Below are 15,230 nucleotides of genomic sequence, written 5' to 3'. Positions count from 1 at the left end.
CGGATAAAGAAAGGCCGCGGGTTATCAGCAACCCGCGACCCCATATTTACCGCCAACGGTTCACGTTGGTTTATTTTTTGTCTTTGACCTCTTCGAAATCAGCATCCACCACATCGTCGTCGGCATTGGCACCGCCCGCATCCGCACCGGCGTCAGGCCCCGGACCGGCCGCCTCGCCGGCCCCCGCCTCGGAAGCCTGTTTGTACATGGCTTCGGCCACCTTGTGGGAGGCCTGGGTGAGTTCTTCGCTCAGGCGTTGAATTTCCTGGACATCATCGCCCTCCATGGCCTTCTTCAGAGCCGCTGAAGCCGTTTCGATGTTGCCGCGCGTTTCGGCATCCACCTTCTCGCCAAGATCCTTCAATGACTTTTCAGTCGTATAGATAAGCGTATCGGCGTGGTTTCGCGCCTCAACCAACTCCTTTTTCTTCTTGTCCTCGTCCGCATGCATTTCTGCATCCTTGACCAGATTGTCGATCTCCTCTTTGGAAAGACCGCTGGATGCCGTAATCTGAATGGACTGCTCTTTGCCGGTAGCCGTATCCTTGGCGGAGACATTGACGATGCCGTTGGCATCGATGTCAAAGGTCACTTCGATCTGGGGAATTCCACGGGGGGCGGGCGGAATACCAACCAGTTCAAACCGTCCCAGGGTCTTGTTGCTGTTGGCCATCTCCCGCTCCCCCTGAAGCACGTGGATGGAAACCGCCGGCTGATTGTCGGCCGCCGTTGAGAACACCTGGCTCTTGCGGGTGGGGATGGTGGTATTTTTTTCGATGAGCCGGGTCATGATGCCGCCCAGGGTTTCAATCCCCAGTGAGAGCGGCGTGACATCCAGCAGGAGAACATCCTTCACGTCGCCCTTGAGCACGCCTCCCTGAATGCCTGCGCCCAGCGCCACCACCTCATCGGGATTCACCCCCTTGTGGGGCTCTTTTCCGAAAATCTTTTTCACGCGTTCCTGAACGGCCGGCATCCGGGTCATGCCACCGACCAGGATAACTTCATTGATCTCCCCGGTAGACAGGGCCGCATCTTTCAGAGCGGTCCGGCAGGGCAGTTCCAGCTTGTCCAGCAGGTCGGCAACCAGGCCTTCCAGTTTGGCCCGGGTAATCTTGACGTTCAAATGCTTGGGACCACTTGCGTCAGCGGTAATGAACGGCAGATTCACATCGGTTTCCATGGAGGAGGACAGTTCCATCTTGGCCTTTTCCGCCGCCTCTTTGAGCCGCTGAAGCGCCATCTTGTCGCTTCTCAGGTCAATGCCCTGGTCTTTTTTGAATTCATCGGCCAGAAAATCAATGAGCCTCAGATCGAAATCCTCGCCGCCCAGGTGGGTGTCACCGTTGGTGGCCTTGACTTCAAAAACCCCTTCACCGATTTCCAGAATGGAAATGTCGAAGGTGCCGCCGCCCAGATCGAAGACGGCGATCTTCTCTTCGCTGCGCTTATCGAGGCCATAGGCCAGTGAGGCGGCCGTCGGCTCGTTGATGATCCGCAGCACGTTGAGACCGGCAATTTTCCCGGCATCCTTGGTGGCCTGTCGCTGGCTGTCGTTGAAATACGCCGGCACGGTGATAACCGCGTCGGTGACCGTTTCTCCCAGGTAATCCTCGGCGTATTTTTTGATGTGCGCCAGGATAAATGATGAAATTTCCGCCGGGCTGTGGAGTTTTCCCCTCAGGTCAATGCGGACATCGCCGTTCTCCGCCTCTTTGATGTGATAAGGAAGAATTTTGGCGTCTTTTTGAACCTCGGAAGACGAAAATTTTCTACCGATCAGCCGCTTCACGGCAAAAACCGTATTTTCCGGGTTGGTGATGGCCTGCCGCTTGGCGATCTGCCCCACCATGCGTTCACCGCTTTCGCTCACCGCAACGATGGAGGGCGTGGTCCGGCCGCCTTCCGGGTTCGTAATCACTTTGGCGTCGCCGCCTTCCATAATGGCCACACAGGAGTTGGTGGTCCCGAGATCAATTCCGATAATCTTGCCCATCTGATGTTCCTCCTTACCTTCGACGATCCTTTGAATATTGTTAACTTATGCGTTGGTATCAACCGTTTTTTCTTCGGACTGCCCGTTCTGTGGGGCCTTTGAAACCACCACCATGGCTGGGCGAAGCAACCGGTCATGAATCAGATAACCTTTTTGAAACTCCTGGACAACCGTGTTGGGCGGCTGATCGGCGCTTTCCTCCTGGCACATGGCCTGGTGGAAGGTCGGATCAAACGGTTCGCCCAGCGCCTCAATGGGACGGACGTAATGTTTTTCCAGAATTTTATTGACCTCGGCCAGGGTCAGGGCGACGCCATCAACCACGCTCTGGCCATTTGCATGGTCCGGAGCGGCTGATGCGATGGCCCGCTCCAGATTGTCCACGACAGTCAGCAACTGACGGATCAGGTTCTCGGTGGCGTATTTTTTGAGATCGTCCTGTTCGCGGGCAGACCGTTTTTTGAAGTTTTCCAACTCGGCGGCCATACGGAGCATGCGGTTACGATGATCATCGGCCTCCGCCTTGGCCGCAGCCAGCTGTTCCTCAATCTCCTTCATGGGGTCGGGCGAATCCGCCGGTTCATCGGCGGCGACGTCTGAATCCGACGGTGTAGGCGGGGTGTCCTGCTTCGGTTGATCGTTCTCATCCTCAATCACAATTTTCTTCTTGTGTGCCATCAGCTGCTGAATCTCCTGATTGTCTTTATGTTCTCATCTTCGCGGCCGGCGGGCTCCCGACCGGACCGAACCGCTTGAAATTTAAGCCGTTGGCTGCGGGCGGGTCCGCAAAGTTGATAGAAAATAAGACCAGATGATGGCTTGTCAAGGACAAGTCCGGCCTTACGCAACCATTAATAATTAATTGAAAATCTGGTGGGTTGACGGCAAAACGGAAGGCCAATCGGTGAGATGGTTGTGCACCCCCCGTCGAACTGATCCGAAAAACCGGAGCCACCGTCTGACCGGGATCGATCCACGACACAGACCGCATCCCTTATCGCTGCTTCCTTCCGGACCTGACGAGGTTCGAGACCGTCTGTTGCGCGGCGGCCGGTCAAAATGACCCGATTTTCTCGGGATCAACCCTAAGGGGGGAATTCAGCCCCGCATAAAGCGGATTTCGGGTAAAGGGCACCGCTGGCTCCCCGCCTAGCACAACCGGGGATCATATAGTATAGTCAATGCCGGTTTTTCAAGAGATAAGTGAACAACTTTGGATGACGGCCAAACCGGCACCCGCCTGTGAGCCGGAAACGGCAGCATCCCATGGAAAAAGTCAACCCATGCCCGCAACGCATCCGGCAACCGGCATTCGGTTGCCGACCGGAGCCGTTCAATCCAATCGGCCGGTCCGGGGCCGGGAACCGCATCCCGACCGGGGGACCGCCGGGTCTGCGGTATTGACTTCCCTCCGGGCATGCAATAAAGCAAAAAGCGGTAGCCTGCTTTCAACAGCCCACCAATGCGTTGGAGAAACCGACCATGGCGCGAACCACGACGATCATCACCTTGTTATCGGCATTCCTGCTCACGGCCGGCTGTGCGGCCATCGTTGTCGGCGCCGGCGCCGGCGCCGGCGTTTACACGTGGGTAAAGGGAGAACTGATCCGAACTTACACGGAAAGTTTTGACCATACCGAAAAAACAGCCATCCAGAGTCTGAATTACCTGAAAATAACCATCGATGAGAAAAACCGGACCGGCCACGAAACCGCCCTCAAGGCTCACCAGAGCAACGGGTCTCCGGTGACGGTGAAAATCAGGACCCTCGGCGATGGCATGACCGAAGTGGCCGTTCGATGCGGATATGTCGGCTACTGGGATCGTAAAACCGCCGAACTGATCCATGCCACCATCCTCAACGCCATCTGACCCGGATGGCCTCCTGGCCACGGTTCGACAGACACTGGCCGCCCATCGCATGCTGGCCCCCGGAGACCGCGTGCTGGTTGGTGTTTCCGGCGGGCCGGATTCCATGGCGCTACTGCATCTGCTGCTCCGGCTGGCTCCCGGGCTTGACATCGGGCTGGGCATCGCCCACCTGAACCACTGCCTGAGGGGGGCATCCGCAGACAGGGATGCCCGCTTCGTCAGACAGGCTGCGGCGACACTGAACATTGCCTGCCACACGGGACGTGCCCAGGTAATAAAGGTAAAACGGAAGCTGAGGCTCTCCCTGGAAGAGGCCGGACGCCGGGTCCGATATGCGTTTTTCAGCAAGACCATGGCCGACGCCGGGTATAACAAACTGGCACTCGGCCATCATTCGGACGACAATGCGGAACAGATACTCATGGCCATTCTGCGCGGCACGGGACCACGGGGGCTCTCGGGAATTGCCCCGGTGCGCCGCGATCGCATCATTCGACCGATGATCCATGTCCGCCGCTCGCAAATCGAAGACTTCGTTCGAAAAGCGGGCATTGCCTGCGTCCGGGACGCCTCCAACGAGGATCTCCGGTTTGTTCGCAACCGCATCCGGCACCGCCTTCTGCCACTGCTGGCAGCCGAATACAACCCGCGTATCGCAGACCACCTGAACCGGATGGCAGAGGTGATGCGCGAGGAAGCGGCATGGACGGACGGACTGGTGGCCGCCGAATACCAACGGGCCATGGTTGCCCGCAGTGCAGGCGTGATCACGATATCGGCAGGCGCCCTGAAGACGATGCATCCAGCCCTGGCCCGCCGCCTGGTGCGCGATGCCCTTCAGGATCTCACCGGCACCTTGCGGCGGATCACCTTCGCCCATGTCCAAGCCGCGCTGCGTCTGCTGGCGGACGGCTGCGACGGGAAAGAATGTCATCTGCCCGGCGGCATCCGCACCCGCCGGACCGGTGACCATATCGTGCTGCAGGTTGCAGCTGAAGGTCGACGGGGGGCCGCCGAACGGAGGGTTGAAGAAGAAAGGGTCCCGGCAACACGAATCCCCGCCCCCCTTCCCGAAAGGGTTGAGATTCAGGCCATGGGTATCGGGTTTCGGTTTTTCTCATGCCTGCCGGATCAGCTGCCCCCGTGGGGGGATGTCGACCGGAACCGGGCCCATTTTGACCTGGCCCGGTTATCCCTTCCCTTGACGGTACGCCCCGCGGTCCCCGGTGACCGGTTCACGCCCCTCGGCGCCGGCGGCTCCCAGAAACTAAAAAAATTCTTCATCGACCACCGCATCCCCCGACAGGAACGGTCCGGGACCCCGGTGCTGGCAGACCAGCAGCGCATCATCTGGCTGGTGGGGCAACGAATGGACGATCACGTCAAAGTGACGGCATCGACGTCCAAGGTCCTGGTGGTTGAATTTTTCTTGCTTGACACCCGATGATGGTTAATATGATCCTAAACAAAATCAGGAAATCGCTTCCCTGGCCTGAAAAATCTCGAGGAGGAAACCGCTCTTGAATCCATTCTACAAGAACCTGGCCCTGTGGCTGGTCATCACGTTGATGATGGTCATGCTCTACAATCTGTTCAACCAGCAGCAGCTTGCACAAAACGACATCAGCTACTCAGAATTTCTGGCCATGGTCGAAGCGGACCGGGTCTCTGAGGTCACCATCCAGGGTCAGGAAATCCGGGTGACAGACCTCAACCGCAGCCACTTCAAGATTTATGCACCCCAGGACCCCGCTTTGATTCAGCGGCTGAAAGACAAAGGCGTCACCATCATTGCCAAGCCCCCGGCCGAATCTCCCTGGTACATGTCTGTGCTGGTATCCTGGTTCCCCATGATCGTACTCATCGGTGTGTGGATTTTTTTCATGCGCCAGATGCAGAGCGGCGGCGGCAAGGCCATGTCCTTCGGCAAAAGCAGGGCCCGTCTGCTCTCCGACCAGCAGGAAAAAGTGACCTTCGAAGATGTTGCCGGCATCGACGAAGCCAAGGAGGAGCTCGGAGAAATCGTCGATTTCCTGAGAGATCCGAAAAAATTTACCCGTCTGGGCGGGCGAATCCCGAAGGGGGTTCTGCTCATGGGCCCTCCGGGGACCGGCAAGACCCTTCTGGCCCGCGCCATCGCCGGTGAGGCCGGCGTGCCTTTTTTCAGTATCAGCGGATCCGATTTCGTGGAAATGTTTGTCGGCGTCGGCGCCTCCCGGGTGCGGGATCTTTTCGTGCAGGGGAAAAAAAACGCACCCTGCATTATTTTCATCGATGAAATCGATGCCGTGGGCCGCCACCGCGGGGCCGGACTGGGCGGCGGTCACGACGAGCGGGAACAGACCCTGAACCAGCTGCTCGTGGAGATGGACGGCTTCGAGTCCAATGAAGGCGTCATTCTCATCTCGGCCACGAACCGGCCCGATGTGCTCGACCCGGCGCTGCTGCGCCCCGGGCGTTTCGACCGCCAGGTAATGGTATCGCTGCCGGACATCAAGGGGCGCGAAAAAATCCTGCGGGTGCACATGAAGCGCACCCCCATCGCTTCTGATGTGGATCCGGTGGTGCTGGCCAAAGGCACCCCCGGATTTTCAGGCGCCGACCTGGAAAACCTGGTCAACGAGGCCGCTCTGCTGGCTGCCAAACGAGACAAGGAACGGCTGGACATGGTCGATTTCGAAGACTCCAAGGACAAAGTTTACATGGGGCTCGAAAGAAAATCCAAGGTCATCAAGGAAGAGGACCGACTGACCACGGCTTACCACGAGGGCGGGCATGCCCTGGTGGCCCGCTTCATCCCCGGCACCGATGTGGTCAACAAGATCACCATCATCCCGCGGGGGCGGGCCGCCGGCGTGACCTGGTTCCTGCCCGAAGAACGGGATTTCCGCTACAAGGACCAGCTGGAAGCCGAGCTGGCCATCGCTTTTGGCGGCCGGGTGGCCGAGGAACTCATTTTCAAGCGCATCAGCACCGGCGCCTCCAATGACATCAAACAGGCCACGGAACTGGCCCAGCAGATGATCCGAAGCTGGGGCATGAGCGAGACGCTGGGACCGCTGTCGTTTGCCAAGAATGAAGAACAGGTCTTTTTGGGCAGGGAGATCGCCCAGCACCGCGACTACTCGGAAGAGACAGCCAGAAAAATCGATTCTGAGGTCAACAGGCTGGTCATGAGCGCATACGAACGGGCCCAATCCGTATTGACCGAGCACATCGATGTGCTGCATAAACTGGCCGAACAGCTTCTGGAAAAAGAAACGGTTTTGGGCGCTGAAATGGATGACCTCATCCGTCAGGTCCGGCCGGGCATTCAGCTTCCGGAAAAACCCGGAGAGAGGGAAGCGGCGGCCGCTAAGGATGCGGCATCGTCGGCACCGCCTGCGGATGCAGCCGCGGATGGACCGGACCCCCCCCCCCATGGCGACCCGCCCCAGGAAACGGACGCCGGGGAATAAATTTGGTCATGACGCCTCCCCGCGGCGCTTGCCGCGGGGAATCTCCGATCACTGTAGATCCGGAACCAGACAACCGCCACCCAGCAACCCCTATGAGTGCGTCAATGCAGACCTACACCGTTACCTGCGGATCACGGACGTTGGAGTTGGGATCCCGTACCCTGATCATGGGTATCGTCAACATCACGCCGGATTCTTTTTCAGACGGCGGCCGGTTCTTTTCCCCCGACCGGGCCATGGCCCAGGCCCTGCAGCTGATGGAAGAAGGCGCGGACATCCTTGACGTTGGCGGAGAATCCACGCGCCCCTTTTCGGACCCGGTGGGCGAATCGGAAGAACTCGATCGCGTCCTGCCCGTGATTGAGGGCCTGGCCAACCGTGTATCGGTTCCCATTTCCATCGACACGACCAAAGCCTCCGTGGCCCGGCAGGCCGTGGCCGCCGGTGCAACCATGATCAATGATATCAGTGCGCTTCGGATGGATCCGGAAATGGCGTCCACAGCGGCGCGCTGCGGGGTCCCCCTCATTCTCATGCACATGAAAGGATCCCCCAAGGACATGCAGGTGGCGCCGGTCTACAGTGACCTGATACCCGACATCATGGCATTTCTTTCCGAAGCCAGGGACCGGGCCGTGGCCGCCGGCGTCGATCGCGGGGCCGTTATCCTCGATCCGGGAATCGGCTTTGGCAAGACCATCCGCCACAACCTTCAGATCATCCGCGACCTGAATCGTTTCCATGAACTGGGCGCCCCGCTGCTGGTCGGCCCGTCGCGAAAAATGTTTATTCGCCAGTTGCTCAAAGACCCGTCTGAAAAGGACATGGATCCCCTCTGCCCGGAAGTGGCGCGAGGCACCCAGGCGGCCGTGGCGGCAATCGCCATGCAAGGTGCTCACGTGGTTCGGGTTCACGATGTGGCCCTTACACGGGACACCTTATCCGTTATCAACGCCATCGCATCGGTGTGATCTCCATGACGGCATCCCCTGCGAATAAACAGGCCTACGGAAAATGGATCCGGTGGCTGGTCCTCCCCCTGCTGTTGGGTGCGGCAACCGTGATGCTGATTGCCAGGACCGAGAAAAAAGAGGTCGAAATCGCCATCAACGCGACGGTCAGCCACCTTTCCGACGACCTCCTGCTGATGGACAACCCGCTGCCGGCGGTCCGGCTTCTGGTAGCCGGCATTCCGTCCGTTCTCGAAACGATCGATCCCCAGGCGATTGCCTGCCGGCTGGATCTGTCCGGCATGCGCGAGGGCACACACACGATCAGAGTACATCAGGCAGATGTGGAGCTTCCCAAAGGTGTGGCCCTCCAGAAGCTGTTGACCCCGTCGTTGACGGTGCGCCTGGAAACGGTGTCCCTCAAAACGGTGGGAGTTGTCGCAGTGCTCGAGGGAAATCCGGCGACGGGATTCGCCGTGGCGGCCGTTACCCTGAAACCGGACCACATTGTGCTGAAAGGGACAGCGGCCATGCTGGCCGGGATCGACACGGTAAAAACACGGCCCATCAACCTGGAAGCCGCCTCGGAATCATTTAAAAAAGAAGTGGCCCTGAACCTTCCGGATATCATTGCCGTGGACCCGCCACTTCGGATCGTGGTGGCCCATGTCGAAGTCAAAGAACGCATCATCACGCGGGTTCTGGAAAACATCCCTGTCTCGGCCAAGGAGGCATCCGGTGACTTTCGGATCACCCCCCCGGCCATCACCCTAACCGTCAGCGGCCCCGAGGCGATTGTCAATACCATTGAGACCGACCCGGCCTTCGCCGTCGCCGTTGATCTCAGCGGATTGTCTCCGGGCAGTCATTTACTCAAGGCCGCAATCAATCTGCCGGTGCGAACCGCTTTGCTCAGTGTCAGTCCGGAACGCTTTTCCGTAACCATCAGCAAATAGGCTGGAGTCGATCATGCTGCTTGTCATCGATGTGGGCAATACCAATACGGTCATGGGGATCTATCGGGGGGAATCGCTGGTCAAGGACTGGCGGATCCGAACCGAACGAAAAACGACCGAAGACGAGTACAATGTCATTGTCACCAGCCTGTTCGCCATCGGCGGCATCGATTCCGGCGCCATCCGGAAAACTGTTATTTCATGTGTTGTTCCGCCCATGGTCACCATTTTGGATTCTTTCTGTCGTAAATATTTGGGTCACATCCCCCAGTGGGTGGATGCGCGCTCCTATACCCGTATGCCGATTCTCATGCACAACCCATCGGAGGTGGGGGCGGACCGCATCGTCAATGCGGTGGCAGCCTACCACAAATACGGCAAAAGTCTCATCATTATTGATTTCGGTACCGCCACCACTTTCGACGTGATATCGGAAAAAGGAGAGTATCTGGGTGGGGCCATCAGCCCGGGAATCATGATTGCCTCCGAAGCCCTGTTCCGTGAAGCGTCCAAGCTCCCGCGGGTGGAGATCTTCGAGCGGCCGGAAAACGTAGTGGGCAAAGATACCATCGGTGGTATCAAATCCGGTATCATTTTCGGCTATGCCGGCCTGGTGGACGGAATTGTGGGCCGGATGAAGGAGCAGATGGACACCGTGCCCATGGTGCTGGCCACGGGCGGTCTGGCACCCCTGATGGCCAATGTGGCCCGAAGCATCGAAAAAGTGGAGTCTTCCCTAACCCTGGAGGGACTCAGGATCATCAGCGACAGCTTCGAGTAGCCGTCGGTTCCTTCCGGATTCATCGTTGACGGCTTTGATCCAAAATCCAATAATTTAAGAATTATTAAGTTGTCTCGCTATCGGACCTGTCCCGCCTGGCCAGATAGCCGGCAAAACCCTTGACGCTGTTCAGCAGAAAGCCCCGCTCCCGCGCCTGTATCTCTGGCGCCAGTTGTGAAAACCCGTAAAGCAGGGGATCTGCCGCCAGCAGAAGGTCCATCCACCGCGCTGCAAAATCGGGTGAATTCATTCCCCCTCCGTCGGCTTCTGCGGCCAGGGTCGCTTTCCAGAAAAGCAGCTGTTCGCGATGTTTGGCCAGCATGCTTGCACCGTCCGGCTGCATGCCGAAATGCCCATAGCACAGGGCATCGGGACTGGCTGCCAGGAGCCGGTCGATGCTGGACAGCGACGTTTCCAGAAAAAAACGGGGCGGGGTGGCCGGGCGCAGGTAAAGATCTCCCGAAGGCAGGGGCAGGCATACCCCGCCGGCTTCTCCGGCAAACAAACAGCGGGCAGCGGCAATGGCGAAATGGTGCGGTGAATGGCCGGGGGTGTCCAGCAGTTGAAAGGGTGCCGAGGCCAGCTGCCGTTCGGTGGCGATACGAGCGGGGTCCACCGGCAGCATCCGCCCGTATGCCCGGCCGGTGGCGCCCAGTGTCTTGACCGTACCCTGCCACAGGCGTTCGGGGTCGACAATGTGGGGAACGCCCTTGGGATGGCAAACCACCGGTGCCGTGGGGTACTGTTTCACCAGGTGGCCAATGGCGCCGGCATGGTCGAGATGGATGTGGGTCAGGCAGATGAAATCCAGGCGACCCACGTTCAGTGCGGCAAGCGCATCGACGAGTTGGTCCGCCGTCGCCGCCGGTCCCACGTCGACCAGATAGACGGCATCCGGTCCGTCGACCAGCCAGGCGCCGACAAAATCCTGGAACCCGTTGATGGGCGGAGCCAGGACGATCAGGTAAAGGTGGGGGGCAAGCTGCCGAACCCTGGCGGCGGCCATGGTCAGTCCATCCCCATCTGCTGCTCCAATTCACGGACGCGTTCGGCAATACGCATCCGATCCGGTTCCGGCAGCTTCGGATCTTCCAGTTGACGCTTCAAACCCAGCAGCATCATCTCCTGGCGATATTCAGTACAAGTATAGTTCCCGACGGGTTTCATGCGATCGTCTTCCTGGTGAGGCGGCCAACCGGTTGCGTCTCCTGTCAATCCAGACAGTCCTTGTACGCCTGATAAAAAAGGCCCGAATCGGCCATGCCCCGTCTCAGAATCTTATCGAAATCGGCGACATTGTCCACATTCACAACCATGTTCACACTCTTCTGGAACGCCACCATGTTGTCCATGGTTCTGAACCGGCGGGTGATCATGGCCACAAAAATGTTCCGGCGGACGCTCATATTGAGGCGTTCCAGGTAAATCAGCACCCCGTTGGCATCGGGGTTCTTGGCATCAAAGTACTCATTGACAACGATGAGGTCATAACTGTGGTAACGCATTGTTTTTAAGGCTTCACGGCTGTTTTTGACCTCCGTGATGTGATACTCGAGAACGTCCAGAACCGGTTTGATCGTCTTTTTAATCATCGGATCAGATTCGCATAACAATGCGGTTTTTCCTTCTTCCTCCACAAAGTCAAAGGGCTTGTCCGAGGAGTCGTAGCCGTCGCTTTCATCCTCGTCGAATGAAAAAAAGTCCTCTTCGAACCCCGGCGGGTCGGATTCATCCGGGTCCTTGGCCGGCGGCGGGACACTGATACGATTCTGGCATTTGGGGCACTTCAGAAATGCCGTCTTATCCTTGGGTAGCTTTTCATCGGCAATTCTGAACTTGCTCTGGCAGCTTTCACAGACAATTTCCATGGGTTCCCAACCGATCCTTTCCGCTTCTCAGGCCATAGACGGGGGGCTTTCAGGCCTTATCATAATGGCGGTCTATCTCGAGATTATCGATATCCGTGGTGGATTCGCCCCGGGCGCTCTTCACCTTGTCAATACCGCGACCGGCCACCCCCTTGTGAGACGCATATGCCATGGCGGTTTCCTGGGTGATCAGCCCCTGCTCGTACAGCCCGACGATATGGTCGTCGAAGGTGGTCATGCCGAAGGGCCGCCCCGCCTCCATGATTTCATAAAACGTCTTTCCTTCGGATTCCCCGTTGAGAATGGCGTCCTTGACCCGCAGGTTGGTGCCCAGGATCTCGAAGGCGGCCACCCGGCCTCCGCCGATTTTGGGCAGCAGCCGCTGGCCGACGATCCAGCGCACCGTGTCGGCCAGCCGAATGCGAATCTGCTTCTCCTCTTCGTTGGGGAACATGCCCAGAATACGGTTGATGGTCTGCCCGGCATCCACGGTGTGCAGGGTGGTCAGCACCAGGTGGCCGGTTTCGGCGGCATTCAGGCCGATTTCCACCGTCTCACGGTCACGCATTTCGCCCACCAGGATGACCTTGGGCGCCTGTCGCAAGGCCGCCCTGAGGCCATTGGCAAAGCTGTCATAATCGGTACCCAGTTCCCGCTGGTTGAAGGTGGCCTTCTTGTGCGGGTGCTGGTATTCGATGGGATCCTCCAGGGTCACCACGTGAACGGATCGGGCCTCGTTGATCTCTTCCAGAATCGCCGCCAGGGAGGTCGTTTTACCCGACCCGGTGGCGCCGGTGACGAAGACAATGCCGTTGAGGTCTTTGGCGATCTTGTAAAAGGTGTCCGGAAGGTTCAGGTCCCGGATCGTGGGGATTTTGGATTCCAGCTTCCGCAGAACGATAGAGTAGTTGCCCGTTTGCGCGAAAATGTTCACGCGGAACCGGGCCTTGCCGGGCAGCGAGTAGGAGAGATCGCAGGACCCGGTGTTGATCAGGGTCTCGGTGAGACGCCGGTCCCGGTTGATCAGGTTCAGGGCAAACGTCTCCGTCTGAAAGGGAGTCAGTTCCTTGATCTCCGGCTTGATCTCCACCGGCACCAGTTCCCCGGCGCTTTCCACCTGAAGCGGTTTTCCCACGGTGATGTTCAGGTCGGACACATTGCTGTGGGAATCCAGCATCCGCGTCAGGATATGGTCGACTTCCTGTTTTTTCATTGTTTCCCTCTATCTTGCAGCCATGGGTGTCGAAAAGGCAATGGCATCACGCTTCGGTAAAATCGGTTGGCGGCGATTTAAGCAGCGGCCGGAAGCGCCCCTTGTCGTTGGCTTTGGTGTAGGCATCGTCGGCACTGATCCGCCCCTTGTTGTAAAGGTCCATGATGGCGTCGTCAAGAAGCTGCATGCCGTATTTTTTGCCCGTCTGCATCATGGAGGGCAGCTGGTGGGATTTGGATTCACGAATCAGGTTGCGCACGGCCGGTGTGGCGATGAGAATTTCCATGGCCGGCACACGACCCTTCTTGTCGATGCGCTTGAACAGTGTCTGGGAAATGATGGCCCGGATACCGTCGGACAGGGTGGAGCGGATCTGGGCCTGCTCCTGGGCGGGGAAGACCTCAACGATACGGTCCACCGTTTTGGGTGCACTGGTGGTGTGCAGGGTGCCGAATACCAGGTGCCCCGTGGCACTGGCCTCGATGGCCAGGGAGATGGTTTCCAGGTCCCGCATTTCACCGACCAGGATGATGTCCGGATCCTCGCGAAGGGCGCCGCGCAGGGCCGCACTGAAGGATTTGGTATGCAGGCCCACCTCCCGGTGGTTCACCAGGCAACTCCGGCTTTTATGCACAAATTCGATCGGGTCTTCTACGGTGATGATGTGATCGCTGCGGGTGCGGTTGGCCACATCGATAATGGCCGCCAGGGTGGTGGATTTACCCGAACCGGTGGGGCCGGTGACGATAACCAGTCCCCGGGGCAGCGAGGCCAGCTTGGAGATCACCGGAGGCAGGCCGAGCTGTTCGGCGGTCATGATGCTGCTGGGAATTTCCCGGAATACCGCCCCGATACCGTTCTTCTGCATGAAGTAGTTGGCCCGGTAGCGGGCCAGGCCGGGGATCTCGTAGCCGAAGTCCACATCGCCGGTCTCCTCGAAGCTCTTGACCTTGTCTTCCGGAGTGATCTCGTAGAGCATCTTGCGAAGATCATCGTTGTCCAGCACCTTGTATTTCACCCGCTCGATGTCGCCATGGATGCGCAGCGCGGGCGGCTGACCGGACAGCAGGTGGAGGTCGGAGGCATTTTGTTCGTGCATGAGCTTGAAAAAAGCATCAATCTTGGCCATTCACTTCTCCCGGTTGTTGGTTAAGGTCAGGACCCGAAGCTCACCCGGCAGTTTAAGCACTGACACATCGGGCAGATGCCGGCGTCCTCTGTATTCCCGGACTACTGGTTGAGCACCTTGATTTTGGTGTCTTCCGCATCGAGCACATCCATGCCTTCCTTGCCGATCTCCAGCAGTTTGGTGTGGGCGTCGATGATGGCACGGATCTGTACCTCGATCTGGACGCGCTGGCGCTTGAGTTCGGCGATGTCCTCGTGGAGCTGGGAAAGGCGGCTGTGAGCCCGGTTGAGAATCTTTTCCGCCTTGACTTCGGCATCGGCAATAATGATTTCCGCTGATTTGCGGGCATTGTCCTTCATCTGCTCAAGCACTTTCTGGGAGTTGAGCATGGCCCGCTTGAAGGTCTCTTCCCTTTCTTTATAGCCCTGTTTTTCGAGCTTCAGGCGGCGAATCTCCTCCTCCTGCCGTTTCGTAGTCTCCTGGATGGCAGAAAAGGCGTCGGCGGTCTGTTCCAGAAACCGGTCGACCTCACGCACGTCGAAGCCCCGGAAGCGGACCTTGAATTGCTGCTGCTGAATGTCCAGCGGGGTTAGTTTCATGACAGCGTTCCTGTATTGGATGGGGTTAAATCAGTGAAGCAGCCATTCGGACCAGGCTGTTCACCACGAAGGTTCGCAAAAAAATGACGATGAGGAAAACGATGATGGGAGAGAAATCGATCCCTCCATAGTGAATCGGCAGTTTCGAGCGAATCGGGTAGAGCACCGGCTCGGTGACATTGTTGATAAAGCGCACAATGGCATTGTAAGGATCCGGATTGACCCAGGACAATACGGCCCGGGCGATCACCACCCACATGAAAAAAAGCAGCACCACATCCATGACTTTGGCCGCTGCCATCAGAAAGTAGCCCACAATATACATTGAAAAGGTATCCTCATCGTTAAAAGTTGGCCCCGCAAGAAAACACGCACAGGGCGCATGACACAGGAAAAATACGACCTTTT

General features: G+C 58.2%; 15 protein-coding genes and 1 other RNA gene. 6 read left to right on the top strand and 10 right to left on the bottom strand.

Annotated features, from left to right (window positions below; all coding sequences use genetic code 11):
• Positions 1-70: 70 nt before the first annotated feature.
• The 3 genes from dnaK to ffs all read right to left on the bottom strand — a co-directional run bounded on the left by dnaK (position 71) and on the right by ffs (position 3,154).
• Positions 71-2,023, bottom strand: coding sequence for a molecular chaperone DnaK (gene dnaK, locus DSCA_RS27610; RefSeq protein ID WP_269434692.1), 1,953 nt, complete (start codon positions 2,021-2,023; stop codon positions 71-73).
• Between the two features lie 18 nt (positions 2,024-2,041).
• Complete coding sequence (gene grpE / locus DSCA_RS27605) at positions 2,042-2,674, bottom strand: nucleotide exchange factor GrpE (RefSeq protein WP_155319508.1); 633 nt, start codon at positions 2,672-2,674, stop codon at positions 2,042-2,044.
• A 235-nt stretch (positions 2,675-2,909) separates the two neighbouring features.
• Positions 2,910-3,154, bottom strand: an RNA gene (gene ffs / locus DSCA_RS27600) — signal recognition particle sRNA large type.
• A 324-nt stretch (positions 3,155-3,478) separates the two neighbouring features.
• Between ffs and DSCA_RS27595 the strand changes: the two genes are divergently transcribed.
• The 6 genes from DSCA_RS27595 (at position 3,479) to DSCA_RS27570 (ending at position 10,013) form a co-directional block, all read left to right on the top strand.
• Complete coding sequence (locus DSCA_RS27595; protein ID WP_155319507.1) at positions 3,479-3,868, top strand: DUF3568 family protein; 390 nt, start codon at positions 3,479-3,481, stop codon at positions 3,866-3,868.
• A complete protein-coding gene (tilS, locus tag DSCA_RS27590; RefSeq protein WP_155319506.1) occupies positions 3,843-5,315 on the top strand; it encodes a tRNA lysidine(34) synthetase TilS in 1,473 nt (490 codons plus the stop codon). Before DSCA_RS27595 ends, tilS begins: the two co-directional genes overlap by 26 nt.
• 73 nt (positions 5,316-5,388) lie before the next feature.
• A complete protein-coding gene (gene ftsH / locus DSCA_RS27585) occupies positions 5,389-7,326 on the top strand; it encodes an ATP-dependent zinc metalloprotease FtsH (protein WP_155319505.1) in 1,938 nt (645 codons plus the stop codon).
• Between the two features lie 104 nt (positions 7,327-7,430).
• Positions 7,431-8,297 carry a dihydropteroate synthase gene (gene folP / locus DSCA_RS27580; RefSeq protein ID WP_155319504.1) on the top strand — a complete coding sequence of 289 codons (867 nt, stop codon included), beginning with the start codon at positions 7,431-7,433 and terminating at the stop codon, positions 8,295-8,297.
• 5 nt (positions 8,298-8,302) lie between these two features.
• Positions 8,303-9,232: a CdaR family protein gene (locus DSCA_RS27575; protein ID WP_155319503.1), complete on the top strand. Its 930-nt coding sequence runs from the start codon at positions 8,303-8,305 to the stop codon at positions 9,230-9,232.
• A 13-nt stretch (positions 9,233-9,245) separates the two neighbouring features.
• The gene (locus tag DSCA_RS27570; protein ID WP_155319502.1) at positions 9,246-10,013 is read left to right on the top strand and encodes a type III pantothenate kinase; all 768 of its coding nucleotides are present in this window, start codon (positions 9,246-9,248) and stop codon (positions 10,011-10,013) included.
• A 64-nt stretch (positions 10,014-10,077) separates the two neighbouring features.
• On the opposite strand, the gene DSCA_RS27565 is transcribed toward DSCA_RS27570, so the two are convergent.
• The 7 genes from DSCA_RS27565 to DSCA_RS27535 all read right to left on the bottom strand — a co-directional run bounded on the left by DSCA_RS27565 (position 10,078) and on the right by DSCA_RS27535 (position 15,147).
• On the bottom strand, positions 10,078-11,019 hold the full coding sequence (locus DSCA_RS27565; protein ID WP_155319501.1) for an MBL fold metallo-hydrolase: 942 nt from the start codon (positions 11,017-11,019) through the stop codon (positions 10,078-10,080).
• Positions 11,020-11,021: 2 nt separating this feature from the next.
• The gene (locus tag DSCA_RS27560; RefSeq protein WP_155319500.1) at positions 11,022-11,180 is read right to left on the bottom strand and encodes a hypothetical protein; all 159 of its coding nucleotides are present in this window, start codon (positions 11,178-11,180) and stop codon (positions 11,022-11,024) included.
• 44 nt (positions 11,181-11,224) lie between these two features.
• Complete coding sequence (locus DSCA_RS27555) at positions 11,225-11,881, bottom strand: zinc-ribbon domain-containing protein (RefSeq protein ID WP_155319499.1); 657 nt, start codon at positions 11,879-11,881, stop codon at positions 11,225-11,227.
• A gap of 49 nt (positions 11,882-11,930) precedes the next feature.
• Entirely contained in the window at positions 11,931-13,094 is a 1,164-nt protein-coding gene (locus tag DSCA_RS27550) for a type IV pilus twitching motility protein PilT (protein ID WP_155319498.1), read from the bottom strand.
• Between the two features lie 46 nt (positions 13,095-13,140).
• Complete coding sequence (locus DSCA_RS27545; RefSeq protein WP_155319497.1) at positions 13,141-14,223, bottom strand: type IV pilus twitching motility protein PilT; 1,083 nt, start codon at positions 14,221-14,223, stop codon at positions 13,141-13,143.
• A gap of 101 nt (positions 14,224-14,324) precedes the next feature.
• On the bottom strand, positions 14,325-14,822 hold the full coding sequence (locus tag DSCA_RS27540; protein ID WP_155319496.1) for a DivIVA domain-containing protein: 498 nt from the start codon (positions 14,820-14,822) through the stop codon (positions 14,325-14,327).
• A 25-nt stretch (positions 14,823-14,847) separates the two neighbouring features.
• Positions 14,848-15,147, bottom strand: coding sequence for a YggT family protein (locus tag DSCA_RS27535; RefSeq protein WP_155319495.1), 300 nt, complete (start codon positions 15,145-15,147; stop codon positions 14,848-14,850).
• Positions 15,148-15,230: the final 83 nt, after the last annotated feature.

This window comes from Desulfosarcina alkanivorans (genome assembly GCF_009688945.1).
GTDB classification, from domain to species: domain Bacteria; phylum Desulfobacterota; class Desulfobacteria; order Desulfobacterales; family Desulfosarcinaceae; genus Desulfosarcina; species Desulfosarcina alkanivorans.
Note: the sequence above shows the minus strand (reverse complement) of the source record. Positions and strands in the feature narration are given on the sequence as shown.

Excerpts from the sequence above, each read along its gene's own strand:
- grpE (WP_155319508.1), bottom strand. The coding sequence starts at position 2,674 with ATGGCACACAAGAAGAAAATTGTGATTGAGGATGAGAACGATCAACCG.
- DSCA_RS27595 (WP_155319507.1), top strand. The coding sequence starts at position 3,479 with ATGGCGCGAACCACGACGATCATCACCTTGTTATCGGCATTCCTGCTC.
- tilS (WP_155319506.1), top strand. The coding sequence starts at position 3,843 with ATGCCACCATCCTCAACGCCATCTGACCCGGATGGCCTCCTGGCCACG.
- folP (WP_155319504.1), top strand. The coding sequence starts at position 7,431 with ATGCAGACCTACACCGTTACCTGCGGATCACGGACGTTGGAGTTGGGA.
- DSCA_RS27575 (WP_155319503.1), top strand. The coding sequence starts at position 8,303 with ATGACGGCATCCCCTGCGAATAAACAGGCCTACGGAAAATGGATCCGG.
- DSCA_RS27570 (WP_155319502.1), top strand. The coding sequence starts at position 9,246 with ATGCTGCTTGTCATCGATGTGGGCAATACCAATACGGTCATGGGGATC.
- DSCA_RS27565 (WP_155319501.1), bottom strand. The coding sequence starts at position 11,019 with ATGGCCGCCGCCAGGGTTCGGCAGCTTGCCCCCCACCTTTACCTGATC.
- DSCA_RS27560 (WP_155319500.1), bottom strand. The coding sequence starts at position 11,180 with ATGAAACCCGTCGGGAACTATACTTGTACTGAATATCGCCAGGAGATG.
- DSCA_RS27555 (WP_155319499.1), bottom strand. The coding sequence starts at position 11,881 with ATGGAAATTGTCTGTGAAAGCTGCCAGAGCAAGTTCAGAATTGCCGAT.
- DSCA_RS27550 (WP_155319498.1), bottom strand. The coding sequence starts at position 13,094 with ATGAAAAAACAGGAAGTCGACCATATCCTGACGCGGATGCTGGATTCC.
- DSCA_RS27545 (WP_155319497.1), bottom strand. The coding sequence starts at position 14,223 with ATGGCCAAGATTGATGCTTTTTTCAAGCTCATGCACGAACAAAATGCC.
- DSCA_RS27540 (WP_155319496.1), bottom strand. The coding sequence starts at position 14,822 with ATGAAACTAACCCCGCTGGACATTCAGCAGCAGCAATTCAAGGTCCGC.
- DSCA_RS27535 (WP_155319495.1), bottom strand. The coding sequence starts at position 15,147 with ATGTATATTGTGGGCTACTTTCTGATGGCAGCGGCCAAAGTCATGGAT.